Genomic DNA, 26,463 nt, shown 5'->3' with positions numbered 1-26,463 from the left:
AAGATTAAACATCAATTATCATCGATTTATTAATTAATTCTCCGAATTCCTATGCATACCAAACCCATCATTACCGTCTTAGGAGACTATGAACGCTGCTTACAACACTATGCAGATTGGTCGCAAATTCAAGCACGTGCCGAATTACGATTTTTTTATGAGCCCCTTGTTGGCGAATCACTCTATCACGCTGTTCACGATGCGAATGCGATTGCACTAATCCGTGATCGGTCCCCATTTGATGCATCTCTCATCAAACGCCTACCAAACCTCAAGTTATTTGTTTTTACTGGAGTCCGTAATGGCTTACTCGATCATGCGGCTTTGCTAAACCAAGGGGTAACGATTGCGTGTACGCGCGGCGGGCCCTCTAAAGAAACCACTGCCGAACTCACTTGGGCTCTTATTCTTGCTGCAAGCAAACAGATGGTCAATCAATCCCAGATGATGACTAGCGGGCAGTGGCGTAATGCCCAGTCCGTATTACCCATGCTTCACGGTCAACGTCTTGGCATTATTGGACTCGGTGGTATTGGCAGCTTAGTGGCCAAGGTAGGCGCTGCATTTGGGATGGATTTGGTTTGCTGGAGCCCGAATATGACCAAGGAGCGTGCGAATGCAGTGGGATGTGAGTTCTTGCCACTGGAAACAGTTCTACAAACCTCAAAAATTGTGAGTTTGCATTTGGTGGCTGGCGAGCGTACCAAAGGACTCATGCATCAAGATCGCTTAGCGATGATGCGCAATGACTCGCTGTTGGTCAATACCTCCCGCTCGAGTCTGATTGTGACCGAAGACTTAATCGCAGCACTGAAGCGTGGTCGACCAGGACTGGCTGCCCTCGATGTCTTCGATCAAGAACCGCTACCAAAAGACTCAGAACTGCATCGCATTCCAAATTTACTCATGACCCCCCATCTCGGCTTTGTGGCTGAGCCTATTTTTAAGACCTTTGCTTCGGGCCTTGTCGATACACTGGATGCCTGGCTTCATGGTAAGCCCGTACCGATGCCCTTCCCGTCAAATTAGAAGTTATGCAGCGAAGTCCAGCCCATTTATTCATTACATTCACACTAATTGGTTTATCGGGCTTTGGGGGCGTACTACCATGGGCCAGAAGAACCTTAGTTGAGCAAAAGCAGTGGCTCACCTCGCAAGAGTTCAATGCACTATTAGGTGTTTGCCAATTAGTTCCGGGGCCCAACATTGTGAATTTAGCAGTGTGTGTGGGCGAACGCTTTGGAGGGGTGCGAGGAGCATTTGCCGCCGTTGGGGGATTAATGCTCGCTCCAATGAGCATCGTGATTTTGCTTGCTTTACTCTACGATCACTACGGTGAGTTTGAGCGGGTACAAGGTATTTTGCGAGGCATCTCTTCTGTTGGTGTTGGCTTAATCGCAGCTACGGGATTTAAGATGCTTAAAGACGAACTGGATTACCCACCAATGCTGGCGGTAATTGCCATCAGTATCGTAATTGCAACCATCTATCAGTTAGCGCTTGGCTGGGTTGTCGCCATCACCTTGCCGCTCGCTCTAGCGGTTGCGTGGAGAAAAGCGCGATGATGATCGGCCTAGTTGGACTGTTTATCAAACTATCCTTATTCTCATTAATTGCGTTTGGAGGGGTCAATGCCCTACTTCCAACCTTGTACGACATCTCGGTTAATCAAGAGGGTTGGATTGATCCTCAAACGTTTATTCATTATTTTGCAATTGCCCAGGCAGCCCCAGGTCCCAATTTATTAACGGTGACCTTGATTGGCTGGAATGCTTTTGGCTTAGCCGGCGCCGTATTGGCGACTCTAGCTGTTTGCTGGCCATCGTGTATCTTGATTTTTTATTTACAGCGGGTAATCGCTAAACTTCGGCATTTGCAGTGGAAGAAAACCATTGAGTACTCTGCTAGCGCTCTTGCGGTAGGCTTGGTGCTAGCATCTGCCTGGCAGATCGCCATCCGCATTAATGGTAACTGGACAGCTTACGCATTAACTTTTTTTAGTATTCTGTTTGTCTTACTGAGTAAGCGCCATCCTCTTTATTTGATTGGCTTGGGTGCAATCCTAGGATTCTTTGGACTTATTTGAAAGTGTGAACAGTCCAAATTCCAAGAAAGGTTAGCAATAAAGATCCGCAGACATGCATTAAGGCAAGGCCTAAAGCAAGCAGCAACTGATCGCGCTGCATTAATTGCACAACTTCAGCAGAAAAACTTGAGAACGTGGTCAAGCCACCAAGAAACCCGGTGATGATAAAGAGACGCCATTGGGGTGAAATGGTTGGTTGATCAATAAAATACGCCAGAGCAATCCCAACTAAATAAGCCCCTAGAAGATTCGCAATCAATGTCCCTATTGGAATCGATGAAGAAAATGATTCTGCAAGAACATTAAATAGGGCGCGCAAGAGCGCACCAAGACCTGCTCCAAAAAAGATGGCGATGATCGATACAGAAGCGGTAGACATTACCGATTACTTCATCGCACTCATTGCATAGGCGTCTAGCCGAATACGTAACCCATATGCGCAGCAACTAAGGCAAACAAAATCGCTAAGCTCGTTGCAGCCGCCAACATCACAACCAAGGTAATCATCTTTTTATTGATAACGTCTTTGCTCTCGTTTTGCCATTCGTTCATGGTGTACCCCTTTATCTAATGAATATAGGTCACATTATCCATATTTTGGGGGCCTATCGGCCTCGGCCGGCTTTACGCATCATGCCCTTACCGCCTCCAAACCCTTGTTGTGGCTTACCCCCCATGCTTTGAGGGCCCTTGCCTATGGGCGGACGGGCTGGAAGCTTGGGAGCCTTCACGGCAGATTTAGCTAGGGGTTTCTTCTCATCGGTCACAATGGTCTCCTCTCGATATGATCTCAATATGATTTCTGACTATTCTATCCAAGCTATTGCAATTAATGCGATTCCTTTAGTTTTTGCCATTACGATCCATGAGGCTGCTCATGGCTACGCTGCTAAACGCTTTGGCGATAACACGGCTTTTCTTCTTGGTCGCGTCACACTAAATCCTATCAAACATATTGACCCTATTGGCACCGTTTTAATCCCGATCGCACTGATTTTGGCAAACTCTCCTTTTTTAGTTGGCTACGCCAAACCCGTTCCAGTTCGTTTTGATCAATTACGCAACCCTCGGATCGACATGATCTGGGTGGCACTGGCTGGGCCCGGCTCTAATTTTTTCCAGGCGATCGCTTGGGCAATGGCTTGGATCGCACTCCAGGGATTTGGGGTTAATGAGCCATTTCTGATTTCCATGGCCAAAGCAGGGGTGTTTTGGAATATTGGCCTCTTGGTTTTTAACTTATTTCCCCTGCCGCCATTAGATGGTGGTCGAATTTTGGCCGGATTACTTCCTTACCGCCAAGCCCTTTTATTAGGCAAATTAGAGCCATGGGGCTTCTTTATTGTCTTGGGCTTAGTATTCACCGGAATTATTTCACAATGGTGGATGATTCCTTTGAGCGATTTTTTTATCGCAATCGTTCGAGGATTAACCTATCCCCTAAGGATGCTTTTTGGGGCTTAGCTCCTTCAAACACCGTGAAATATTTGCAGCCTAAAATTGGAGTATTCTTATTTGGATCAATTCTGATTAGTCTCATGGAGGATTTATGAATAGTCAATTACTTCGCGTTTCCCTAAAAGCCCTCATTCCAGCCCTAACCCTGAGTATTGCCACCCCAGCAATGGCCCAATTTGCCAAGCCAGAGGATGCTATCAAGTACCGCCAAAGCGCCTTTGCGTTAATGGGCGCTCATATGGGTAGGCTCTCAGCAGTCGTCAAAGGTGAAGTTCCTTACAACAAAGATGATGTGGCGCGTAACGCTGCCATCATTAGCACCCTCTCAAGCCTGCCTTGGCAAGCATTTGGCCCCGGTACCGAAGGTGGCAAAGCTGAACCGGCCATTTGGAAAGAAAATGCCAAGTTCAAGTCAGCCGCTGATCGGATGCAAGCTGCGGTTGCTGAGCTCAATACTGCAGCGCAATCTGGTAACCCTGAGAATTTGAAGAAAGCCTTAGGTGCAACAGGACAAACCTGCAAAGCCTGCCACGACGACTTCCGTAAGAAATAACATCTTGATAGCTCGGCTTGGATAATGCGATCAGGCGATCAAAAAATACAGGCCGAGGCTGATTAACAAGAACACTGCCAGCGCGAGCATGCGCTGGCGAAACGAATCAATCTCCACCTCTAACGGTGGTTTAGATGTAAGCGATTTATCCCCTGTGATCATTGGTCGGATTAAGTTTTCTCGTTTAACCAAGTGATAGTACGAAATTGCAGCAATATGCAACCCGACCAAAGCAAAGATGAAATACTGATTGAAGCGATGAATACTGGTGAGTAACGCTACTGTGTTATTCGATACGTATTTTGCGAATGGCCCCTGAAAAAAAATATCGTCATCTGCAAACAGACCTGTCAAAGCCTGAATCAAAATTACGCTTAGTAAGGCAATCACCGAGAGTGCGCCAAGCGGGTTATGACCAAGACCGCCATCGACTTGGCCTCGAAGAAAGGTCATTAGCTTGGCTGGACCGGGAATGAAATTAGTAAAGCGCGCATACCAAGACCCTATAAATCCCCAAATTACCCGAAACAGGATGAGTGCGAGTGCGGCATATCCGCAATAGGCATGCCACTGCATGGCATTACCACCGATTTTGACAAACACAATACCGAGCACAATACAGATCGCTAAAGTCCAATGAAATAGACGAGTGGGTAAATCCCAAATACGAACCGGTGTGCTCACTTTATTTAATTTCAGGAAGCTCTTTTTGCAAGAGCTTTAGCCCAGCACGAAGCAAATCATCGTAACGTTGACGCTCTGCTTTAATCGCATTTGCATCCCAGGAATAAAACCCTTGGCCCGTTTTCATTCCGAGTTTCCCAGAGTCGACCTTTTCTTTGAGGCACTGCGCAATCTCACCCTTATTATTCAGTGAGGGATAGATGCTGGCCCCTGCGGCAGCATGAATCTCGACACCGGCATGATCGCGCTGTAATACAGGGCCGGCCGCTAAATAACGAAACCCAAAACCAAAGCGCACCGCTTTATCAACATCCTCCGGAGTCACAATCCCCGCGTCAATTAAGTCAAAAGCTTCGCGCGAGAGCGCGTGTTGCAAACGATTGGCCAAAAAGCCGGGTAAGTCCTTTTTAACTGTTACCGGAACCATGCCACACGCGGTCATCAAACGACTTAAGCTTTCAGCCACCAAACGCGAAGTTTTTTCACCATAGATCACTTCCACGCACGGCACAAGATGCGCTGGCATAAAAAAATGCAGGCCAATCATACGCGCAGGACTTTTTAAACCATTGGCAATGTCACTAATTGGAAAACTAGAACTATTGCTAGCAAGTACGGTTTCAGGATTAACTACCTGCTCAAGTTGGGCAAATAAATCCTGCTTGACTTCGAGTTTTTCTGGAACGCACTCAATGACTAAGTCAATTTCGGACCAATCAAAATGATTAAGTGACGCAACTACCGAAATTAAATGCAATCGGTGTGGATAACCAATTTCTTGTAATTTGGTTTCAAAATAATTCGGTAATATGGCACGGCGCTCAGGGCTTGCCTCAAAAACTTGGGTGGCACATCCCCCGCGCGCGCAGACGAGGGCAACATCCGCCCCCATCGTTCCACCGCCCACAATTAATACTTTGGTCTCAGCAGGATTAAATAGCATCTCAATTTCCCTTCAGTAGAGGTACTACGCCGTGTGCGGAAGGAACCATAAAATCAAAATCACATCCCACATCTGCTTGTGTAACCGTTGTTTGATAGAGATGCCGATAACCAGTTTTTGGAATATTTAAACGCTTTGCTGGTGTCTCAAGAGCAGCAATTCGGCGCTGAATTTCTGCATCATCGAGCTCTAATTGCAATAGCCGTTTTTCAACATCGAGCGTAATCATGTCGCCGTCTTGAACAATAGCAAGCGGTCCATTCTCGGCTGATTCTGGAGCGACATGCAGCACAATCGTGCCAAAGGCAGTGCCGCTCATGCGTGCATCCGAAATCCGAACCATATCCTTAACGCCTGCCTGAGCAAGTTTTTTGGGAATTGGTAGGTATCCCGCTTCAGGCATTCCTGGCGCGCCTTTGGGACCAGCGTTTTGTAAAACCAAGATGTCGTCTGCCGTGACGTCAAGATCTGGGTTGTCCACGCGCAAAGCCAAATCCTCGAGGGACTTAAACACGACCGCCCGACCCCGATGTTTAAGTAGATTAGGGCTCGCTGCAGAATGTTTAATTACCGCCCCGCGTGGCGCTAAATTACCTTTCAAAACAGCCAAACCACCCACGGGGTAAATTGGATCACTGGCAATCCGAATCACTTTACGTGCTTTCGTAACCTTTGCTGCATCAATCTCCTCGCCCAGCGTTCTGCCAGACACTGTGAGGCAATCCAGGTACAAATGGGGTTTTAGCTCCCGTAAAACTCCCATTAGGCCACCATCTTCGTAAAGGTGTTCCATGTAATGGGAGCCGCTGGGCTTTAGATCAACCAATACCGGAATATCTCGACCCAAGCGATCAAAGTGCTCCAAATCAAGTTTGATTCCTAAGCGCGCGGCAATGGCTGTGAAATGAATCAGCGCATTAGTTGAACCGCCGATCGCATGCAACACAATCAGTGCATTAGTCAATGCTTCGGGACTTAAGATGGTGCGCGGTGAGAAGTGACCTTCGCTGGCTGTTTTACCTAGCTCAACGGCTCTGCGTCCAGTCAGCTCCGATAAACGAAAGCGTTCGGCAGTGACTGCTGGGGCAGCGGCTGTACCAGGCAAACTCAAACCAGCGGCCTCAACCATGCAGGCTATCGTGCTAGCGGTTCCCATCACCATGCAGGTCCCAGTGGTTGGCGCTAATTTGCCATTGATTTCATCAATTTCCGCTTGATCAATTTCGCCCGCCCGAAACTTCCCCCAGTAGCGACGACAATCGGTGCAAGCCCCCAAACGATCACCTTGGTGTAAGGTGGTCAACATGGGGCCCGTCGGAATTGATAACACTGGCACATCAAGACTGGCCGCAGCCATTAATTGAGCAGGAATGGTTTTATCGCAACCACCGACAAGCACCACAGCATCGACCGGCTGCGAGCGCATCATCTCCTCAGTATCGAGCGCCATCAAATTGCGCAAATACATGCTCGTTGGAAACGCAAAGGACTCGTGAATGGAGATGGTTGGAAACACCATTGGCATGCCGCCCGCTTGCATTACGCCGCGCTTAATGGCCTCAATCATTTGCGGAACATTACCATGGCAAGGGTTAAAGTCACTAAAGGTATTAGTGATCCCAATGATCGGTCGGTCTAAGGCGTTATCACTAAATCCCATCGCTTTAATGAAGGCTTTGCGTAGAAATAATGAGAATTCAGTATCGCCATAGCGCGTCAAGCCCTTACGAATTCCGGTTTGAGGATTATTCTTCGGTGCGGTTTTAGAATGGTTATTTGTGCTCAATGGGTGGTATCCAAAGTAATAAAAATATCGACTTACAATGTCACATTATTCCAATAAAAATAGAATCGAGACATGATTCCAGTCAATAGCGTATTACAAGTGGGATTTTTCCCTGAAATCATGCAAGATGAGGTCTTGCGGCGCCTAACGCCAGCGATGATGCCCGACCCCAAGGGATCAATCCCTCAAAGGGATGTTCAGGCCATATTAACAAGACCAAGCTATCCCATTACCCCCGCTCTTTTAGATCAATTACCACAGGTCAAAATGATTGCCTGCTGTGGAGTTGGATACGACAATCTCCCACTTGATTATTTAAAACAAAAGGGAATCATGGCATCGAACACCCCAGGGGTGCTCAACGATGCAGTATGTGAACTCACAATCGGTATGCTATTTGCCCTGCTGCGCCAAATTCCTAGGGCGCATGAATTTGTTAGCAAAAAACATTGGGTCAATGGAGCATTTCCGTTTACAACCTCCTTGGCAGGCAAAACAATCGGTATTGTGGGCATGGGCAGAATTGGTCAAGAGCTAGCAGATCGCCTTAAGGCTTTTAAGGTAAAGATTGCTTACCATGGTCCGCGCGACAAGCACCTGCCCTACCCGTACATTTCTTCCTTAGTCGAGCTGGCAAAATGGAGTGATGTGTTGATCCTGTGCTGTCCTGGTGGCAAAGAAACTGAACGCATGATTCATAAAGAGATACTCGATGCTTTAGGTCCCTCGTCCTACTTGATCAATGTTGCTCGCGGAAGTGTCGTCAATGAATCGGATCTGCTATTTGCCTTGCAAAACCAAATCATTGCTGGAGCTGCCTTGGACGTATTTGAGAACGAGCCAAATCTGGATCCCCAGTTCTTAGAGCTTTCTAATGTGTTGCTCACACCGCATATTGGCAGTGCCACCCAAGAAACACGCCAAGCGATGACCAACTTGGCGATCGATAATTTAGATGCTTTTTTTAATCAACGCCCCTTACCAACCCCTATTGCCATGTAATTGGAGATTGCGATGCCTGTTCACCCATCAAGTTTTTCTGCCGTTTTATCCCCGGTACTAACACCATTCAACGCGGATGGAAGTCCCAATGCCAAGAAACTTCTTCGCCAGTGCCAATGGTTGCAAAGTCACGGAGTAGGTCAGGCAGTATTTGGGACCAACTCGGAAGCAAATTCAATGTCGGCGCGCCAAAAGATGACGGTGCTGGAAGAATTAATTGATGGTGGACTAAACCCCAAGAATGTGATGCCCGGCACTGGCGCCTGCTCGGTCGACGATGCGGTCATGATGACGCGTGCCGCTGTGAACGCAGGATGCGCTGGGGTTTTGATGCTGCCTCCCTTTTATTACAAAGACGTCTCTGACGATGGCTTATTCGCGTTTTATGCAGAGGTCATCGAAAAAGTTGCCGATGCGATGTTAAAAATTTATGTCTACAACATTCCTCCGGTAACTAAAATTGGTCTGAACCTCCCTTTATTGGAGCGCTTAGTGAGGGTCTACCCCAATACCGTCATTGGAATGAAAGACAGTTCGGGGGATTGGCCATATACCGAATCAGTCATTAAAGCTTTAGCGGGTTCAGGATTTCGGGTCTATGCAGGCAGTGAAGTATTTCTACTACGCACCTTGAAAGCCGGGGGTGTCGGTTGCATCTCGGCCACTGCCAACGTGAATCCAAAAGCGATTGCCCAACTTGCCATGCGTTGGCAAGAGCCAGATGCCGATGCCTTACAAGAATCCCTCTCAGCCGTGCGGGCCATTTTTGCCCAGTTTCCAATGATCCCTGGCATGAAAGCGGCCGTTGCCCACTATAGCGGTGATTCGGATTGGCTTCGCGTAAGGCCACCCCTTCAATCCCTAACCGCAGAACAACAAGCCAAATTAGTGGGCGACTTGGGAAAAATTAACTTCCAAATGGAAGGGCTTTAGCCCAATTAAATTGGTATAGACTTATAGTCTGTTGTAACTATAAATAATGATCCCAGGAGATAACTTCATGAAATTACTTAAATTGTTGCCGCTGTGCATTGCACTGCTTTGGGGCAGCGTCCAAGCACAAAATCTTTCCGTAGCGACTGGCGGTACTGGTGGTGTTTATTACCCCATGGGCGGCGGTTTAGCAGCCGTGCTATCCAAAAAAGTACCTGGTATGTCTGCAACTGCCGAGGTAACTGGCGGCTCGGTCGATAACCTCAACCTCATCGGTACGGGTAAGCCTTACATCGGCTTCTCCATGGCTGATGCAGCCAAGGATGCGCAAACCGGTCAAGGCAAGTTCTCTGGCAAGAAGGTTGATTTAAGCACTTTATTAGTTCTCTATCCCAACCGGATGCATATTGTGACCACCGAAGCATCGGGCATTAAAACAATGCAAGACTTAAAAGGGAAGCGGGTAAGTACTGGAAGTCCAGGAAGCGCAACTGAAGTAATGGCTTTTCGTGTCATTGAAGCTGCCGGTCTTGATAAAGACAAAGATATGAGACGCGAGCGTCTTGGTGTGGCAGAGTCTGTTAATGCTGTGAAAGACCGCAAGATTGATGCATTCTTTTGGGTGGGCGGTTTGCCAACTGCTGCAGTCACAGACTTGGCCAATACGCCTGGTACTAAGATTGTGATGATTGATCACTCTAAAGAGGTGGATGCCATGAACAAGAAATACGGCAACCTGTACTTTAAGGACGTGATTCCAAAAACGACCTACAAGGGAATGGATAAAGACAACAATGTAATCTCTGTAGCTAATATTTTGGTTACCAGCTCAAAGATGTCTGAAAAAGAGGCCTATGACATTGTTAAGGCGGTGTTTGATAACAAGATCGACTTGGTCCGCTCGCATTACGAGTACATCAATGTAACCCCTGAAGGTCAAAAATCTGCAGCAACGCCGGTACCATTTCACCCAGGTGCTCTAAAGTATTTCAAAGAGAAAAACATTAAAGTAAATTAATTCGATTCATCGATTTATTTGAATGGCCGCTGATGCGGCCATTTTCCAATAGAGACCAACATCATGAGCCAAAGTGCAATCGATAGCGCAACCCAAGAAAAATTAGACGCGCTGATTAAACAAGAAGAGGGTGACTCCAATAACTACAAAGGGATGTTTGCAATCTTTTTGACCCTAGTCGCAGTTGGTATGTCCCTGTTCCATTTGTATGCCGCCTACTCGATTGTTCCCACTCAGGTATTGCGAACCGTTCATGTTAGCTTTGTTCTTTTTCTAGTTTTCTTAAGCTTCCCTTTGATGGCGCGTTACAAGAATCGCTTAATGTGGTGGGATATTATTTTTGCGCTTGTGTCGATTGCGATTGCGTATTACGCAATTTCAGGCGGGGATGACTTTGGTGATCGCAACACCGCGCCCAACCCAACCGATGTCCTTTTTGGCTCAGCCCTCATCTTATTAATCTTAGAGGCCGTCCGTAGAACCAATGGAATGATCTTACTTACCGTCACCGTTTTATTCTTACTCTATGCATTATTTGGTGACTCACTACCGGCCCCATGGACTCATAAAGGCTATTCGGTTGATCGTTTGGTTGGCTTTATGTATATGACCCTTGAGGGCATCTATGGCACTGCCGTTGACGTATCTGCCACACTCATTATTCTGTTTACGATCTTTGGGGCATTCCTGCAATTTACTGGTGCGGGTAAGTTTTTTATTGACTTCTCTTTTGCCGCCATGGGTGGCAAATCATCCGGCGTGGGACGCACAATTGTTCTCTCTTCGTTTTTACTCGGCGGCCCCTCTGGCTCGGGTGTAGCCACCACCGTCACCGTGGGCTCTGTCGCCGCCCCCATGCTTAACAAAGTCGGTTACGAGAAAAATGCCGCAGGAGGGCTTTTGGCTGCAGGGGGCTTGGGTGCGATTATTTCCCCACCGGTATTAGGGGCAGCCGCCTTCTTAATTGCTGACTTTTTAAAGATCTCGTATTTAGACGTCTTATTGATGTCAATCATTCCGACCATTTTGTTTTACCTCGGACTCTTTACGATGGTAGAAATCGATGTTCGTAAATACGGCATGAAAGCGATGCATTTTGAGGCCGTGGAAAGTGCATGGTCGCTCAGCAAAAAATACTGGTTTCATTTCTTCTCGTTAATATCGATTGTTCTTTTTATGGCGATGGGTTTTACGCCAGTCATGTCTGTGCTTTGGGCAACGATTATTTCTGCATTAACTAGCATGCTGCGTAGAGATACGGCCATCATTCCATATGATTGGTTTATGGGTAAACAACCCATCCTCGAAGGACTCTATGAATCAAATTTCACGAAGGCGCTCGCCTCAGGCTCAACCGGCGTTTTAGCCATTGCAGCAACCTGTGCTGGTGCAGGTCTTATTGTTGGTACGGTAGTTTTGACGGGTTTAGGATTAAAGTTCAGCTCCATTGTGATCCAGTACGCTGGGGGCTCTCTATTACTCACCGCTATTTTTACCGCCTTTATTGTCTGGATTGTCGGTCTTGCTGTTCCAGTAACCGCTTCATACATCATCTGTGCGGTAATTGCAGCACCTGCACTCATCAACTTAGGCGTCCCAGCATTTGCAGCGCATATGTTTATTTTTTACTACGCCGTGTTATCCGAGGTCTCACCGCCAACCGCCCTATCTCCATTTGCAGCGGCTGCGATTTGTAAGGGCAATCCATACAAAACAACCTTGCAAAGTTGGAAATATGTAGCACCTGCGATTTTGGTACCGTTTATGTTTGTCCTTGACAAATCAGGTGTAAGCTTGCTGCTCATGGGATCCACCACTGCACTGGCTCAGGCGAATTGGATGGAGATTGTTTGGTCAACACTAACTGCCATCGTTGGTATTGTTGCACTTGCTGGTGGTTTACAAGGTTGGTTTATTGAGAAGACTAATCTCCTTGAGCGTACCCTGATGATTGTTTCTGGTGTGGCACTCGCCTATACCTCACCAACTGCCGACATGATTGGTTTTACTGGTTTTAGCTTAGTATTAGTTCTGCAGTTCTTTAAATACTTTAGGGCTAAACCCAAAGAGAGTGCATAGAACTGCATGAACAAAAAGCCGCTTTCATCAAGCGGCTTTTTTTAATTCTAGTTTTAATCTTGTTATGTGATTTTTGCCCAAGCTGATTTGCCGGCGTATTTCTTCACCGCCGTTTCATCAAACTCAAATCCTAAGCCTGGTGTTTTATGTAAGATGAGATCGCCATTCTTAAATGCCAACTGCTTATTAATGAGGCGTCTAAAGTTTAAAACTTGATTGTCTGGAAAAAACTCCACAAAGCGGGCATTGGGTGTTGCTGCAACTAAAGGAGCATGAAGATCATGGAACCAGTGCGGGCAAACCGTAATCCCTTTGGAATCAGCATAGGCAGCAATTCGTCTGAATTCACTAATACCGCCACAGACTGCCGCATCTGCCTGCAAAATGGTTGCGCCACCGGCATCGACCAGTTCACGAAAGCGCCAACGACCCACTTCGATTTCGCCAGTAGCGATCGTAATCGACGTATTTTTTGCTAAGCGAGCATGCAAATCGATGGCATCGGGGGAAAATGGTTCCTCTAGCCAATAGGGGTTGTATTTCTCGAAGCGGCGTACGTACTCCATCGCGGTTGGCAAATCGCGCCACGCATTATTGGCATCGAGCGTTAAGAGGACATCGTCACCAACTGCACTGCGAGCTGCTTTGACTCGAGCCTCCTCCTCACGAGGGGATAGGCGACCAACTTTCATCTTCACCGCCTTAAAGCCAAGCTTTACAAACGCTTCCATCTCTTTACCTAATTTTGCAGGGGTTTTACCTTCTAAGTAATACCCTCCGCTGGCATAGGCAGGAACACGATCATCTACCACGCATCCCAAGTATTGATGCAGGGGAAGACCCACCGATCGCGCATTAAGATCCCAAATCGCAGTATCCAAAATTGAGATGCCTCGCATGACAGCACCTGAACGGCCCTGCAAAATTGATTCGGCATACATCTCAGACCAAAGACCTTCGCTACGATGGCTATTTTGTCCAATTAGTTTCGGGGCCAATAGTTGCTCAACGGCAACTTTAGCGATACTCCCTGCAGCTGAACCAACGTAGCAAAAACCCACTCCTTCATGACCATCTTTACTACGTACTTTGACGATGCAGTAATGACGCTCACTCACGGTCCGTGTTGCAAACGATGTGACAACATCGAGGGGAACGGGCACTGTAGCCACTTGAACGGATTCAATAATCGGCATTTTTTCCTCTTCTTGGTTAACCAATCAAAGAAAACGATTGTAGCGATTATTTGCCGATGGATTCAGCCAGACACCGTTTCATAAAACTCTCTTTGGCCACATCGATTAATTTACGATCGCGGGCGGTACGCTCGCAATCCATACGGGCTTGCTTAACACAATCGTCATAGCTCACGGTCTTTGATCGAGGGCGAGAGGTATCTTGTGAGGCCAGTTGTTCAGAGCAACTCTTAGCCCATGGCTGCGAAAACGGTACGCTTAATACGCAGGCGGCGGTCATCAAACGAATCATCACGGCTTGCATCGACTACCGCTCCCAAAAGGTCAATATCTGATCATACCTAGTTTCTGGATGTAAAAATGCTGCACTACGGCATAAATGCGTCGGTGACTTCGCTTGATATTGGATAATTAGGCTGTGCATCAAACCCATACCTCTCGATTTTGTGTTCGATCTTTGGCTCTTTGGGGCAAGGTATGTTTTGGAATTGGCCTATTGCTGTGCAGTCAACTTGCTCTGCCTCAATCAAATCAAACTACCAAACCCAATCCAACAAATAAAAAAACAGTTGCCCCCCAAAAAGGAATTCAGGTTAATCAACGCGTGCCGAGTAAAGCAGTCAATAGTGGCTCTGGCTTGCAAAGTAAATCCGTTGCAGATCAAAGTCAGCTACTCACTGATCCCGGTACCGAGGAATACAGTCAATTTGATGCAGCCCCCGATTTTCAAGTGCAACGTGGTTGCATGAAACGAGGGTTTCGAGAAAGCAACCTTCCAAGTCGGATTGGAATCAACGATCCTGAATTCTTGGAGTACTTCAAGAATCAAACGGTACGGTTCTTCGACTCAGCGAGTGGTTCGTGCACTCCCTACGTCGTTGCTTTTGGAAAACGGGGTCGCCTCGAGTCGCTCAGCATCATGAATGGGACAAACCGTAATGAGAAATCGCAGATTTTGACTTTTACCTCTTCCGGGTTTGGGGGGTACTTAGTTCAAGAAGAAAACTTAGCGAGCCAGATGCAATTCTGGACAGAGCTATTTATTCCGTTGCAAGAGGTTCTGTATGAGCCCCAGCGTTTAGGGGATAAATTACCCGTTGAGCTTGCCTGGGAACTCAATTCGATCGTAAAGCAACTCTATCCGGATGACTCTGCCTCGTTAGAAAATAGTCCTAAGCAAGTGCGTGTCATCGTTGATTTTGGTACTCGGGATCGCTGGGCACAAATTTGGGCGATTGAGATTCTTGATCTGGCAACGAATCAAGTACTAGCTGATGCATTTTGGTTAAATCGTGATGATATTCCGGGATCATTCTTTACTGCCAACGGCGACTCCATCGAACGCAGCTTTTGGACTAATCCCTTAAGCTATCGACGAATCTCGCGGGGCGTTGGGCAAGTTCCGATTCGCTCTCGAACCAATCCCAATAATCCGCAAGCCCAAAGCAAAGACCGTCGCTATCGAACCCATATGGGAATTGACTATGCAGCTCCAACAGGCACACCGGTATTTAGTGTAGCCAATGGCAAAGTAGCTTTTCTGGGATACAGCGGAGCGTACGGGAAACTGATCATCATTGACCATCCCGGTAACTATCGCACCTATTACGCTCACTTGAGTAATTACAATAATGAATTAGTCGTTGGTAACGATATACGGCGGGGAATGGAGATTGGTTACGTTGGCTCTACTGGTCGCTCCACTGGCCCACACTTGCATTATGAATTACGAAAAAATGGCATTTATGTTGATCCCTACAACCCAAAAATTCAACTGGATTTATGGACCATGCGCCCAAGTGACAGTGGCTCGTTTACCAAACAACTGTTAATGTTGGGTAGTATCCCCAAAGAATGAATGCGCATGTCTAAATCCTTACGACTCGAGTCCATTACATGCGTGCGAGGGGATCGCACCTTATTTGAAGAGTTGAACCTTGAAATCAAGCCCGGATCCATTCTTCGCATTTCTGGGGATAACGGCTCTGGTAAGTCTAGTCTTCTGCGCATTCTTTGTGGTCTACTCACACCGCATGCTGGCAAAGTGTTTTGGGGATCCGATCCAATCACCGAAGATCGCGATCAATTTCATGGTGAACTGATTTATCTTGGGCATATTCCAGCCTTAAAAGCAGACTTCAGTGCAATTGAGAATCTCATGTCGTTGGCACTACTTGGTGGCCAATCAATCTCCAATGAAGAGGCGATGAACGCTCTTCGCGAAGCGGGTTTGGATCGCCAGGCCCATCGCTTTATTCGAACTCTATCCCAAGGCCAAAAGCAACGCATCGCCCTCAGTCGCTTACTTCTTCCTCAGCCGAAATCAATTTGGATTTTAGATGAACCATTTAACGCCTTGGATCGTGATGCAAATCGTGCACTACAAAACCTACTCATCAACCATGTCAATCATGGAGGAATCGTGGCGCTCAGCAGCCATCAAGACCTACAAATCGATGACAATGCTCGTGTGATTCGGTTAGAGCTATGAGTACAAACGCTTCTGGATTAAAAATTTTCCAAGGTGTGATTGCTCGCGATCTGCGACTTGCGCTGAGGCGCAAAAGCGATAGTCTGGCAGTGCTGATCTTTTTTGCCGTCGTTGCCAGCCTCTTTCCCTTAGGTATTGGGCCCGAACAAAATCTGTTGATGCAAATTGCACCCGGTATGCTTTGGATTGCTGCTCTTTTAGCTGCAATGTTATCGCTTCATAAGATATTTTCTGAAGACTTTATGGATGGCTCTTTAGATCAAATTGCATTAACCGCCCTACCTTTGCCGCTCGTTGTCCTTGCTAAAACGATTGCACATTGGATAAGTAGTGGCTTATTGCTCGCTCTGATTTCACCAATCCTTGCTTTGCAATTTAATTTACCCATGGATACGGTTGGCGTGCTATTTATTTCGCTACTGCTTGGAACCCCACTACTTAGTCTCATTGGCTCGATCGGCGCCGGATTAACGTTAGCGAGTCGTGGCGGCGGAACCTTATTAGCCTTGATTATTTTGCCGCTCGTGAGTCCTGTCCTCATTTTTGGAGGTGGGGCAGTGGAATCCTACCAAAGTGGACTTGGGGTTACCGCCCATTTTTCTTTACTTGGTGCCATGCTTGCCATCGCATTATTTTTGGCCCCTTTTGCCAGTGCGGCTAGCATTCGAATTGCCTTGGAATAAAAGACGATCGCATTCAATCGACTTACAATACTTTTCAACTGATTAATCTGTTAGGTTTTATTACTTTGTCATCGCTCAATCTAAATTGGTTTAAGTACGCAGCCCCTCAGCGTTTTTATGGGCTTGCTGGATCACTAATCCCCTGGTTTGTGGTGAGCGGTGTGATCCTGACCATCATTGGGTTAGTGATTGGCTTAGGTATTGCACCCACTGATCATCAACAGGGTGATTCATACCGCATTATTTTTATTCACGTTCCTGCAGCCTGGATGTCGATGCTGATTTATCTGGTCATGGCATTTTGGGCAGCGATTGGTCTAATCTTCAATGCACGCTTGGCAAGCATGCTAGCTCTCTCTCTGGCGCCTACTGGGGCCATCATGACCTTCATCGCTTTGTGGACCGGTGCCGTTTGGGGAAAACCAACCTGGGGCACCTGGTGGGTCTGGGATGCTCGCCTTACCTCTGAGCTCGTCTTGCTTTTTCTGTATTTTGGTTTCTTGTCACTGCACGCATCAATTGAGGATGTTCGCAAAGCGGACCGAAGCGCAGCGTTATTAGCGATTGTGGGCGTGATCAACGTTCCTATCATTTATTTCTCGGTTAAATGGTGGAATACCCTCCACCAAGGGGCTTCTATAAGTCTGACCAAAGCCCCGACCATGGCCACCCAAATGTTAACCGGCATGCTCATTATGGTCTTTGCCTTTTGGATGTATTCCATCGCGGTTGCCTTGTATCGGTGTCGAAACCTGATTCTGGAACGTGAACGTCACGCTGACTGGGTCAAGGAGGTGCTGTAACGATGTACTGGTCTAGCTTCTCCGACTTTATCCAGATGGGTGGCTACGCCCTCTTCGTTTGGGGGTCTTATTTGGTCACAATTTTTGTGCTGATCATTGAGATAGCCCTGCTGCGAAGTCGGAATAAGGCGCTTCGAAAAACCCTAATTTCTGAAATTCGCGAGTCCGAGAGAAATTAGGCAAAATAGGGGGTTATGAAACCCCGTACAAAGCGCGGTCTTGCGATCGCTGGTGGTCTAGCCTCATTAGGTGTTGCAGCCTATTTAGTATTGCAGACCTTCCAAAGTAATTTAGTGTTCTTCTTCAGTCCATCCCAGGTCTATGCCAATGAAGCACCGAAAAACAAACTATTTCGAATTGGTGGTTTGGTTAAAGAAGGCAGCATCGTTCGAGACCCTGGTGGTTTGAAGGTGAACTTCATTGTTACTGATACCGCACACGATGTCCCAGTCCAGTACGAAGGTCTTTTGCCTGATTTATTTAAAGAAGGTAAAGGGGTGGTTGCCCAAGGACAGCTTGATCAAAAAGGAATCTTTCAGGCCAAACAAGTCCTTGCCAAGCATGACGAGAATTACATGCCACCTGAAGCCGCCGAGGCTCTTGAAAAAGCTAAATCAAAAGATCCACAAGCCGCACCTACTCTGAAAGAGTATGGGGGTAAAAAATGATTGCTGAAATTGGCCAATACGCAATGATCTTAGCGCTGGTTACAGCGCTTATCTTATCTGTCTTCCCCATGGTGGGAGCACAAACCAATCGCCCACATCTAATTGGCATTGCCCGACCTGCCTCTTGGGCTCTTTTTATTTGGGTCGTCATCGCTTTTATTTGCCTAACAATCAACTTTATTCAAAATGATTTCAGCGTGCTGTATGTGGCACAAAACTCTAATTCCAATTTACCCCTGATTTATCGCATCTGTGCTGTATGGGGCGGTCACGAAGGCTCGATTTTGTTATGGGCTCTCATGCTGGCGGCATGGACCTTAGCTGTCGCTGTTTTCTCTAAGCATCTTCCAGACAAAATGATCGCGCGCATTCTGGCGGTCTTGGGTATTTTAAGTGTGGGCGTTTTGCTCTTTACGATTTTGACCTCCAACCCCTTTGATCGACTCTTTCCGCCAGCGCCTGAGGGACGTGACCTCAATCCGCTCTTACAAGACCCTGGGATGATTATTCATCCACCTTTTCTTTACATGGGCTATGTCGGCTCAGCAGTCGCTTTCGCATTTGCAATTGCCGCTCTTTTATCAGGACGACTCGATGCTGCTTGGGCGCGCTGGTCGCGTCCATGGGTCACTACGGCTTGGTGTTTTTTAACCATTGGTATTGCCCTTGGAAGTGCTTGGGCCTACTACGAACTCGGTTGGGGTGGCTGGTGGTTCTGGGACCCTGTTGAGAATGCCTCATTTATGCCCTGGCTGGTCGGCACTGCATTGATGCACTCGCTTGCCGTCACTGAAAAACGCGGTGGCTTCAAAATGTGGACTGCCCTTTTAGCGATTTTGGCCTTTTCACTTTCTCTATTGGGAACCTTCTTGGTTCGCTCTGGCGTGATCACCTCGGTTCACGCTTTTGCCACCGATCCTGAACGGGGCGTATTTATTTTGGGATTTTTGGGACTCGTGGTGGGTGGCTCATTATTACTATTTGCATGGAGAGCCCCAAAAGCCAATATCGGAGGGAACTTTGAAACCGTCTCGCGCGAAGGCATGCTGCTGGTCAACAATGTTCTATTACTGGTTGCAGCAGCTGCAGTATTGTTGGGCACCCTCTATCCACTTATCCTAGACGCCTTAAATCTTGGCAAGATCTCGGTGGGCGAACCTTACTTTGAGGCAGTATTTGTGCCGCTCATGACGCCTGCTTTATTTTTAATGGGAGTCGGACCGATTGCGCGCTGGCGCCAATCACCCCCCATTGAACTCGCCACCAAACTGAAGTGGGCCTTTGCCGCAAGTGCGATTTCTGCGATTATTGCTCCGCTTGTGTTGCGATCTTGGACCCCAATGATCGGCTTTGGGCTCTTAATCGCTACTTGGATTATTAGCTCCGGAGTAACTCAATTAATCGATCGCGCTCGAATTAATCCCAACAAGACGTGGTGGCAAAACCTCCGTATTCAACCGGCCGGTTACTACGGCATGCTCGTAGCGCATTTTGGAGTCGCTGTATTTATCATCGGTGTCACCGCAGTACGTGGATTTGAAACTGAACAAGATGTACGCATGCAGATTGGTAGCGTATCCCAGTCTGGTGGCTACGACTTCAAAATGGTTAGCTTGAAAACCATCAACGGTCCTAACTATGCAGCAATTCAGGGGCAGTTTGATGTAACAAAAAATGGCAAACCAGTCACAAGTCTATTTCCTGAAAAACGCATCTATACCGCAAGTCAAATGCCCATGACTGAGGCTGCGATCGATTCTGGTCTAACACGCGATTTGTATGTATCGTTAGGCGAGCCAATTAATGACCGCGAATGGAGTGTTCGCATTTATCACAAACCCTTTATCGATTGGATCTGGGGCGGGTGTTTCTTAATGGCGCTTGGCGGCTTCTTGGCGATTACTGATCGTCGCTATCGCAAGAAAGAAGCGTAAGATGCGGCGTTATCTCATTCCCTTCGTGATCTTTTTGGGATTATTCATTTTTTTGGGAATCGGTTTGCAACTTAAACCGCGTGAGGTACCCTCGCCATTTATTGGTAAACCTGCTCCGATGTTTAACTTACCCATACTTGGGAAAGAGGAGTCGAGTTTTTCTCCCGATCAAATGAAGGGGCAAGTCTGGGTTCTGAATGTCTGGGCTTCTTGGTGTGTAGCCTGTCGAGAGGAGCATCCTTTACTGGTTGATTTTGCAAAAACCCACAGTACACCACTCATTGGACTTGATTACAAAGATAAACCCGAGGCTGCCCAAAATTGGCTCAAGCAATTTGGCGACCCTTACCGCCTCTCGGTATCGGATATGAAGGGACAGGTCGGAATTGATTATGGTGTTTATGGTGTCCCCGAGACCTTTGTGATTGATCGCGCTGGCGTGATTCGTCTAAAACACATCGGGCCACTGACCAAAGAGGCGATTGAGAAAAAAATTGTTCCATTGATTACTAGCCTACAGTCATGAAGCACCTCTTTATTCTTTTGGCCGGACTCACGATTGGTTTTGTAACCCCTGGTGTGGCGTTTGCACAAAACAATACAGTCCCCTTAGTCTCTGATAATCCAGCGCTTGAGAAGAGAGTTTTGGAAGTTTCCAATGAATTACGCTGTTTAGTTTGTCAAAACCAGACCATTGCGGACTCCAATGCCGATCTCGCTGTGGATCTCAAAAATCAGGTTCGGCAGCAATTGAGTGAAGGGCGCTCAAAGCAGGAAATTCTGAACTATATGACTGAGCGTTATGGGGACTTTGTGTTGTATAACCCACCCTTTAATGCTGCCACCTTGATGCTTTGGGTTGGTCCATTCTTACTGATGCTGCTCGGTCTCATCGTATTGGTTCGTCAAATTAAGCAACGCAAACAAGAACTTTCTAAAGAAACATTTTCGGCCCAAGAAATTGAGCGCGCCAGACAATTGCTGGATCGCAAACTAGGAAACCAGTAATGACTCTTTTCATCCTGATTGCAGTATTCATGACCGTGGTTGCGGTACTGCTTATCGTTATTCCGTTTCGAAAAAATAAGATAAATCCAGAAAAAATTAGTCTTGAACAGGATGAAAACATCGCTATTCTTCGCAATCAGTTGCGTCAGTTTGAACTCGACTGCCAAGAAGGCCGGATTTCTCAAGAACAGCTGCAAGAGTCAAGGCTTGATATTGAAAAACGCTTACTTCAAGAAGAGCGAGCGATCGCTGCAGATCAACTCGTTTTAAATGGTGAGCAACATCAACGCAATAAAAAATGGTCAACCATTTTTATTGCTAGCACCTTACCGATTGGGGCGATTGTTTTATACCTTTTTGTGGGGTCTCCATTAGCGTTGTACTTACCTGAGGCTAATCAAGGTCAACCGCAGCTGACGCAACAGGATATTGAGGGAATGGTCGAGCGCTTAGCTCAGCGCCTTGAAAAGGATCCCAATAATGCCGAGGGCTGGCAAATGCTAGGGCGCTCTTATGCTGCCTTACAACGTATGCCAGAAGCACTAGCTGCTTATAAAAAAGCTTTGGCACTCAACCCTAATAATGCCCCTCTCTTAGTCGACTACGCTGATCTCTTGGCGTTTGAGAATAAAAGTATTAAGGGAGAGCCAATACGCCTTGTGCAAAAAGCATTACAGATCGATCCCAATAATCTTAAAGGGCTTGCCCTCGCGGGCACTGCCTCCTTTGAAACGGGTGATTATAAAAAAGCGGAAGAATATTGGTCCAGGGCGAAAGGCTTAGTTCCTGCTAATAGCGAGTTTGCACGCGGTATGGATGAAAATATCGCCGCGGCCCGTGCTGAGTCAAATCAACGAAAAAAGTAAGCTTTAGCCGAAAACTAGAACCGAGTTGGTTTGTTATGCTCGGTCGTCATAGATCGGGTACATAAACCAAAGTAACTTTTGCGCTATTTACCCTTACTTAGACTGACATCGTCGCCATCAACGGGTTCGACTAAATTCTTGAACATTGCAACCTCCGATTGGATGGTTGAACGATTTATACTGTTATTACTATGTCAAGTCTGATTAACGGTCTACACGACTGGTTCTGACCAAAATGCTTAAGTATTTAATCCCCTACTTTGCTTTTCTGCTCTGCCTCTTAGTAATTGATTTAATTTGGTTATTAGGAATTGCCAAGAGTCTATACCGCAACGAAATGGGCTCCTTAATGTCTCCCAATCCAAATCTGATTGCGGCTTTAGGCTTTTATCTTTTATATGGTCTTGGGGCGCTCATCTTTGTCATTTATCCAGCTCTGCAAAAGCAAGTGTGGCTAGATGCTTTCATTTATGGAGCCCTTTTTGGACTCTTTTGTTATATGACGTACAACCTGACTAATCTAGCGGTGATTCGGGATTTTCCAAGTAAGCTCGCACTCATCGATATCGCTTGGGGCACCTTTCTAACGGCGATATGTTCGGTACTAGCCTATGGAATTACCCAACGGTTAGGGGATTGGTTTAAAACCTAAAGTCATAATGGCTTTCTTTCGACCAGCCATCCTTGATTCATTTGCAGGATATTCACGTCAACAGTTCTCTAGCGATGTACTAGCGGGTATTACCGTTGGAGTCATTGCCCTGCCATTGGCGATGGCATTTGCGATTGCCAGTGGTTTAAAACCTGAGGCCGGAATCTTTGCCGCCATTATCGGAGGATTGATTGTTGCTCTACTAGGAGGAACTAAGGTACAAATTGCTGGGCCAGCTGGTGCATTTATTGTGATTGTTTATGCTATTGTCGATCGGTATGGTGTTGCCAATCTTCTACTAGCAACCACCCTCTCTGGAGTTTTTTTATTTCTGATGGGGCTATTTCGTTTAGGAACCTTAGTTCGCTTTATTCCAATAGCAGTAATTGTTGGCTTTACCAATGGTATTGCCGTCCTGATTATTCTGTCGCAAATTAAGGATTTCTTTGGACTGCAAATCCCGCAACTGCCATCGCAATTTTTTAGCATGGTCCAAACCCTATTCGATCGTGCCAGTAGCTGGAGTCCAGCGACGCTAGTCCTATCAATATCAAGCTTGATCTTTTTGATTTTGTGGCGACTATTTCATAAGCGCATCGGTAAGCTAGGGATGATTCCAGGGACCATATGGGTTCTAGTATTAGCGACTCTGGTAACGAGTATCTTTTCATTACCAGTAGAAACAATTGGTAGTCGGTTTGGCGGTATTCCTGCTGGTCTTCCAAGCCCCCAATGGCAAGGCATCACCTGGGAGAGTGCCCAATTGGTGATTGCACCAGCGATGACCCTGGCACTATTAGGCGCCATTGAATCTCTGCTGTGCGCTCGGATTGCCGATGGCTTAACGCATGAGCGTCATCGCCCCAATCAAGAACTCATGGGCCAAGGAGTTGCCAACTTCGTGATGCCATTGTTTGGTGGTATGCCGGTCACTGGCACTATTGCCCGCACTGTTACCAACATTGAATCTGGAGCCAGAACACCAATCTCTGCGATTGTTCATTCGATTACCCTACTACTCATCATCGTGATTGCTGCACCTCTAGCAAAAGATATTCCCCTGGCATGCTTGGCTGCCATCCTCATTTTTATTGCTTGGAATATGGGTGATTGGAAACAATTTATCGATTTCAAGCAATTTCGTCTGCCCTATCGAATTACCATGATCAGTGTGTTTTTACTGACTGTTACGGTGGATTTAACAGTTGCTGTGCAAGTTGGACTAATTTTGGCGTTTGTAACCTTTGTGTATCGCATTTCCAGTCTCTCACGTATTGAAACCGCTCCCGTCGCAGACTTTCCATTTCTTGAGGGCCAAGAAGATAAGGTAGCAGCGTATCGCATTTATGGCGCCCTCTTTTTTGGGGCTGTTCAATTGCTTGAAAAAATCGAGCAACGGCTTCCCCAATGTGCAGTGGTATTGGATTTTAAGAATGTGATTTATATCGATGCCACTGGGATGGATAGCTTGATAGAGTTTATGCACCATTGCCAAACTCGGGGTGTGACAGTCTATATCTGCGGCTTAAATCATCAGACCCATGATATTGCCCTGCGCTCAGGCCTCTATGACAAGATGAGTGCGGAATTTTTCTGCCATGATCTAGCCGCTGGACTACAAAAAGTCAGGAATGCCTTTTTAAAGCCTTATTGAACCCAGCCCTTGCGACGCTCATAGATTACAAATAGCAGTCCCCAAACTACGATCGAGGCATAGGCCCAGATCCAAGAGACTCGATCCGATTGTGATCCAGTAAGGTCCAATACAAAACCAAAGATTGCTGGGCCTAATAATCCCCCGCCAAAACCCATGAGCGAATGCAAGCCCATTGCGGCCCCTTTGAGCTTCTCATCGGCGCTCGTCACCAGTCCTGCGGTCAGCGTAGCCGAATCCGCCATAATGAAAATGGCATGGCCAATCGCAAGCATCAAAATAAGCCAGCTCGCATGCCCCATTGAGTATGCGAGAGTAACTCCAAATATAGCGCTCGTAATCATCACAATACAAACCCATTTCTGACGGCCCACTTTTAGAGCAAGCTCGTTGCCCAAAATTGAAGCAGGTACCCCAAAGAAATTGATCACTCCGGCAAGTGTGGTTGCTGCCAAAATAAATTGCTCGCCTGAAAGCTGAGTGCTAAGAATAAAAAAAGCTACCAACCAACTGCGAGAGGCAAAGAGTTCAAGCGAATGAACGGTGTATCCAAGAATGTATCCCGAGGCATTGCGATTTTGCAAAACCTGTTGCCACTTACGAATCGGAAAAATATTGCGCCAATCGATGGTAATTTTTTCTTGCCAGTGAGAATGGCGTGTCGGCCGAATGAATGCAAGTACGATGAGTAAGGAAGTGGTTGGACCTAAGGCAACCCAGCGATACACACTGTGCCAGTCACCCATACTCAATACCCAACCCGAGATGACGTAAGAGAGTCCTGTACCCACTCCAAAGAATGCTGTGTAAAACGAAATGTGCCGGGTGATTTCGCCTTGGATGAGTCGATCGGATAGGATTTTGAGCCCCGGCATGTAGGTGGCCGCCAACCCTGCACCGCTTACCATCATGCAAGCGCAAGCGCTAATAAAGCCACTTGCTACAAAGCCCATCCCCAATTGACCTGTGATTGCGAACAAACTTCCAATCATGTAAATGCGCCTTGCATCCATCTGATCGGTTAGAGCCGTAGCAAATGGTACTACGGCGATATATCCTACAAAAAATGCACTGGCGATTAGACCGGATTCAAAATTAGATAGGCCCCACTCGCGTTGCAAAGTTGTCAGGGTGACGGCATATGCTGCAAAGCCCAATAAAGCCCCGACTTGGGCTAGCAACATCCATGGTGTATTCCCCTTCAAAATACTCATGACAAACAAATTTATTGATCTTGCCGGTGTGGTGGCTCTTGAAAACCATTATGCCGAAAGGTGACCACCAGGGTATCGCGATAGCCATAGGATCCGATTGGCTGAATAGGTGTGGTCTCATGAATCATCTTTGCATCATTTAGAACCAAGGCCGTCCAAGAATCCTGTAAGGTAAACCGCAAGCCAATCGATCCTTGTGCTTCAAAAATCCGAGTTTCTCCACCCTTAACGCCGACTCGGTCAACCAAGATCACTACGACATAATCAACGCCATCGCGATGCGCTCCCTCGGGTGTGGGGCGTCCAATCCCATCGCTCGTATCAATCCGAAATGGATGGGCCTCGACAAACCATCTTGGTGAATCTGGAAATAAATACGATATCCCCAGCATCAGTTTCTGCCAATTCTGATTCGCTTGTAGGGCGGGTTCCAGGGGCTCGAACCAGCGCTCAATTCCACCATGCAAAGCGTTGTAATCAACCGATTGCCAATGCGCACGATGGGGAGCTAACTCGACCTGCCCTGAATTAATGACATAGCTCCCATGGCGACGAAAGCGATACCGTCCGCCATCTTTCAAATACGGGTCGCGAGGTAGATTGTTCCAATAGCTCTTGAGGTTTTGCAAATCCCCAAGATGAGCCTTCACCAATTGGCTCAGGCTATCGGGGGATAGAACCGCATAACCCCGGTCTTGGAGGGAATGCTGCAACTGTTCGAAGGGGGTAAATGGTGGCGCTAACATGCAAGC

General features: G+C 47.0%; 31 protein-coding genes. 21 read left to right on the top strand and 10 right to left on the bottom strand.

The annotated features are described in order from the left end of the window. Positions 1 to 51 precede the first annotated feature (51 nt). Genes QUE65_RS02170 through QUE65_RS02160 form a run of 3 tightly spaced genes read left to right on the top strand, consistent with a single transcriptional unit; the run spans position 52 to position 2,086 of the window. Positions 52 to 1,029 (top strand): D-2-hydroxyacid dehydrogenase family protein, encoded by a 978-nt coding sequence (locus QUE65_RS02170; protein ID WP_286281597.1) that lies wholly within the window; start codon positions 52 to 54, stop codon positions 1,027 to 1,029. Positions 1,030 to 1,034: 5 nt separating this feature from the next. Beyond that, positions 1,035 to 1,565 (top strand): chromate transporter, encoded by a 531-nt coding sequence (locus tag QUE65_RS02165; RefSeq protein ID WP_286281596.1) that lies wholly within the window; start codon positions 1,035 to 1,037, stop codon positions 1,563 to 1,565. Further along, the gene (locus QUE65_RS02160) at positions 1,562 to 2,086 is read left to right on the top strand and encodes a chromate transporter (RefSeq protein WP_286281595.1); all 525 of its coding nucleotides are present in this window, start codon (positions 1,562 to 1,564) and stop codon (positions 2,084 to 2,086) included. The genes QUE65_RS02165 and QUE65_RS02160 overlap by 4 nt, the downstream gene beginning before the upstream one ends. On the opposite strand, the gene crcB is transcribed toward QUE65_RS02160, so the two are convergent. From crcB to QUE65_RS02145, 3 genes are read right to left on the bottom strand one after another with little or no spacing between them, the layout of a single operon-like run. Then, on the bottom strand, positions 2,079 to 2,465 hold the full coding sequence (gene crcB / locus QUE65_RS02155) for a fluoride efflux transporter CrcB (protein WP_215371580.1): 387 nt from the start codon (positions 2,463 to 2,465) through the stop codon (positions 2,079 to 2,081). The two genes, QUE65_RS02160 and crcB, sit on opposite strands and share 8 nt — an antisense overlap. 35 nt (positions 2,466 to 2,500) lie before the next feature. Further along, on the bottom strand, positions 2,501 to 2,638 hold the full coding sequence (locus tag QUE65_RS02150) for a hypothetical protein (RefSeq protein WP_215371578.1): 138 nt from the start codon (positions 2,636 to 2,638) through the stop codon (positions 2,501 to 2,503). Between the two features lie 53 nt (positions 2,639 to 2,691). Further along, the gene (locus tag QUE65_RS02145) at positions 2,692 to 2,880 is read right to left on the bottom strand and encodes a hypothetical protein (protein WP_286281593.1); all 189 of its coding nucleotides are present in this window, start codon (positions 2,878 to 2,880) and stop codon (positions 2,692 to 2,694) included. Between the two features lies 1 nt (position 2,881). Here QUE65_RS02145 and QUE65_RS02140 point away from each other — a divergent pair, with 1 nt between their 5' ends. Continuing rightward, entirely contained in the window at positions 2,882 to 3,550 is a 669-nt protein-coding gene (locus tag QUE65_RS02140) for a site-2 protease family protein (RefSeq protein WP_215371575.1), read from the top strand. An 85-nt stretch (positions 3,551 to 3,635) separates the two neighbouring features. Continuing rightward, the gene (locus tag QUE65_RS02135) at positions 3,636 to 4,097 is read left to right on the top strand and encodes a c-type cytochrome (RefSeq protein WP_215371573.1); all 462 of its coding nucleotides are present in this window, start codon (positions 3,636 to 3,638) and stop codon (positions 4,095 to 4,097) included. Between the two features lie 30 nt (positions 4,098 to 4,127). Here the strand turns inward: QUE65_RS02135 and QUE65_RS02130 are convergent, their stop codons facing one another. Genes QUE65_RS02130 through QUE65_RS02120 form a run of 3 tightly spaced genes read right to left on the bottom strand, consistent with a single transcriptional unit; the run spans position 4,128 to position 7,510 of the window. Beyond that, a complete protein-coding gene (locus tag QUE65_RS02130) occupies positions 4,128 to 4,781 on the bottom strand; it encodes a cytochrome b/b6 domain-containing protein (RefSeq protein WP_286281591.1) in 654 nt (217 codons plus the stop codon). A gap of 1 nt (position 4,782) precedes the next feature. Beyond that, positions 4,783 to 5,724: a 3-hydroxyacyl-CoA dehydrogenase family protein gene (locus QUE65_RS02125; RefSeq protein WP_286281590.1), complete on the bottom strand. Its 942-nt coding sequence runs from the start codon at positions 5,722 to 5,724 to the stop codon at positions 4,783 to 4,785. A gap of 1 nt (position 5,725) precedes the next feature. Continuing rightward, the gene (locus QUE65_RS02120) at positions 5,726 to 7,510 is read right to left on the bottom strand and encodes an IlvD/Edd family dehydratase (protein WP_286281589.1); all 1,785 of its coding nucleotides are present in this window, start codon (positions 7,508 to 7,510) and stop codon (positions 5,726 to 5,728) included. 72 nt (positions 7,511 to 7,582) lie between these two features. On the opposite strand from QUE65_RS02120, the gene QUE65_RS02115 reads away from it, so the two are divergent. From QUE65_RS02115 to QUE65_RS02100, 4 genes are all read left to right on the top strand, one after another. Beyond that, positions 7,583 to 8,512 (top strand): 2-hydroxyacid dehydrogenase, encoded by a 930-nt coding sequence (locus tag QUE65_RS02115; protein WP_286281587.1) that lies wholly within the window; start codon positions 7,583 to 7,585, stop codon positions 8,510 to 8,512. A gap of 12 nt (positions 8,513 to 8,524) precedes the next feature. Continuing rightward, positions 8,525 to 9,445, top strand: coding sequence for a dihydrodipicolinate synthase family protein (locus QUE65_RS02110; RefSeq protein ID WP_286281585.1), 921 nt, complete (start codon positions 8,525 to 8,527; stop codon positions 9,443 to 9,445). A gap of 67 nt (positions 9,446 to 9,512) precedes the next feature. After that, positions 9,513 to 10,463 (top strand): TAXI family TRAP transporter solute-binding subunit, encoded by a 951-nt coding sequence (locus QUE65_RS02105; protein WP_215371563.1) that lies wholly within the window; start codon positions 9,513 to 9,515, stop codon positions 10,461 to 10,463. Positions 10,464 to 10,526: 63 nt separating this feature from the next. Beyond that, entirely contained in the window at positions 10,527 to 12,542 is a 2,016-nt protein-coding gene (locus tag QUE65_RS02100) for a TRAP transporter permease (protein WP_286281584.1), read from the top strand. Between the two features lie 62 nt (positions 12,543 to 12,604). Here QUE65_RS02100 and QUE65_RS02095 read toward each other — a convergent pair whose 3' ends face one another. Both QUE65_RS02095 and QUE65_RS02090 read right to left on the bottom strand, forming a co-directional pair. After that, a complete protein-coding gene (locus tag QUE65_RS02095) occupies positions 12,605 to 13,738 on the bottom strand; it encodes a mandelate racemase/muconate lactonizing enzyme family protein (protein WP_286281581.1) in 1,134 nt (377 codons plus the stop codon). Between the two features lie 46 nt (positions 13,739 to 13,784). After that, positions 13,785 to 14,042: a hypothetical protein gene (locus QUE65_RS02090; protein ID WP_286281579.1), complete on the bottom strand. Its 258-nt coding sequence runs from the start codon at positions 14,040 to 14,042 to the stop codon at positions 13,785 to 13,787. Positions 14,043 to 14,156: 114 nt separating this feature from the next. On the opposite strand from QUE65_RS02090, the gene QUE65_RS02085 reads away from it, so the two are divergent. From QUE65_RS02085 to QUE65_RS02030, 12 genes are all read left to right on the top strand, one after another. Beyond that, positions 14,157 to 15,596, top strand: a complete 1,440-nt coding sequence (locus QUE65_RS02085; protein ID WP_286281577.1) for a M23 family metallopeptidase — start codon at positions 14,157 to 14,159, stop codon at positions 15,594 to 15,596. 6 nt (positions 15,597 to 15,602) lie between these two features. Then, a complete protein-coding gene (ccmA, locus tag QUE65_RS02080; RefSeq protein ID WP_286281575.1) occupies positions 15,603 to 16,229 on the top strand; it encodes a cytochrome c biogenesis heme-transporting ATPase CcmA in 627 nt (208 codons plus the stop codon). Next, on the top strand, positions 16,226 to 16,912 hold the full coding sequence (ccmB, locus tag QUE65_RS02075; protein WP_286281573.1) for a heme exporter protein CcmB: 687 nt from the start codon (positions 16,226 to 16,228) through the stop codon (positions 16,910 to 16,912). Before ccmA ends, ccmB begins: the two co-directional genes overlap by 4 nt. Before the next feature lie 65 nt (positions 16,913 to 16,977). Continuing rightward, complete coding sequence (gene ccmC, locus QUE65_RS02070; RefSeq protein WP_286281571.1) at positions 16,978 to 17,715, top strand: heme ABC transporter permease CcmC; 738 nt, start codon at positions 16,978 to 16,980, stop codon at positions 17,713 to 17,715. 2 nt (positions 17,716 to 17,717) lie between these two features. Further along, positions 17,718 to 17,894: a heme exporter protein CcmD gene (gene ccmD / locus QUE65_RS02065; RefSeq protein ID WP_353506669.1), complete on the top strand. Its 177-nt coding sequence runs from the start codon at positions 17,718 to 17,720 to the stop codon at positions 17,892 to 17,894. A 15-nt stretch (positions 17,895 to 17,909) separates the two neighbouring features. Continuing rightward, positions 17,910 to 18,383, top strand: a complete 474-nt coding sequence (gene ccmE / locus QUE65_RS02060) for a cytochrome c maturation protein CcmE (protein WP_286281568.1) — start codon at positions 17,910 to 17,912, stop codon at positions 18,381 to 18,383. Continuing rightward, the gene (locus QUE65_RS02055; RefSeq protein ID WP_286281566.1) at positions 18,380 to 20,317 is read left to right on the top strand and encodes a heme lyase CcmF/NrfE family subunit; all 1,938 of its coding nucleotides are present in this window, start codon (positions 18,380 to 18,382) and stop codon (positions 20,315 to 20,317) included. Before ccmE ends, QUE65_RS02055 begins: the two co-directional genes overlap by 4 nt. 1 nt (position 20,318) lies before the next feature. Then, positions 20,319 to 20,843, top strand: coding sequence for a DsbE family thiol:disulfide interchange protein (locus tag QUE65_RS02050; RefSeq protein WP_286281565.1), 525 nt, complete (start codon positions 20,319 to 20,321; stop codon positions 20,841 to 20,843). Next, a complete protein-coding gene (locus tag QUE65_RS02045) occupies positions 20,840 to 21,325 on the top strand; it encodes a cytochrome c-type biogenesis protein (RefSeq protein WP_286281562.1) in 486 nt (161 codons plus the stop codon). The genes QUE65_RS02050 and QUE65_RS02045 overlap by 4 nt, the downstream gene beginning before the upstream one ends. Next, positions 21,325 to 22,191 carry a c-type cytochrome biogenesis protein CcmI gene (gene ccmI, locus QUE65_RS02040; protein WP_286281560.1) on the top strand — a complete coding sequence of 289 codons (867 nt, stop codon included), beginning with the start codon at positions 21,325 to 21,327 and terminating at the stop codon, positions 22,189 to 22,191. Before QUE65_RS02045 ends, ccmI begins: the two co-directional genes overlap by 1 nt. Positions 22,192 to 22,426: 235 nt before the next feature. Then, positions 22,427 to 22,843 carry a DUF2177 family protein gene (locus tag QUE65_RS02035; RefSeq protein WP_286281558.1) on the top strand — a complete coding sequence of 139 codons (417 nt, stop codon included), beginning with the start codon at positions 22,427 to 22,429 and terminating at the stop codon, positions 22,841 to 22,843. Between the two features lie 7 nt (positions 22,844 to 22,850). Continuing rightward, positions 22,851 to 24,497 (top strand): SulP family inorganic anion transporter, encoded by a 1,647-nt coding sequence (locus QUE65_RS02030; RefSeq protein ID WP_286281557.1) that lies wholly within the window; start codon positions 22,851 to 22,853, stop codon positions 24,495 to 24,497. Here QUE65_RS02030 and QUE65_RS02025 read toward each other — a convergent pair. Beyond that, positions 24,491 to 25,711 carry an MFS transporter gene (locus tag QUE65_RS02025; RefSeq protein ID WP_286281555.1) on the bottom strand — a complete coding sequence of 407 codons (1,221 nt, stop codon included), beginning with the start codon at positions 25,709 to 25,711 and terminating at the stop codon, positions 24,491 to 24,493. The genes QUE65_RS02030 and QUE65_RS02025 overlap by 7 nt on opposite strands. A gap of 11 nt (positions 25,712 to 25,722) precedes the next feature. Further along, positions 25,723 to 26,457 (bottom strand): 2OG-Fe dioxygenase family protein, encoded by a 735-nt coding sequence (locus QUE65_RS02020; RefSeq protein ID WP_286281554.1) that lies wholly within the window; start codon positions 26,455 to 26,457, stop codon positions 25,723 to 25,725. Positions 26,458 to 26,463 lie beyond the last annotated feature (6 nt).

This window comes from Polynucleobacter sp. HIN8, from assembly GCF_030297615.1.
Taxonomy (GTDB): Bacteria; Pseudomonadota; Gammaproteobacteria; order Burkholderiales; family Burkholderiaceae; genus Polynucleobacter.
The sequence above is the reverse complement of the archived record's forward strand: the minus strand, read 5'-3'. Positions and strand labels throughout refer to the sequence as shown.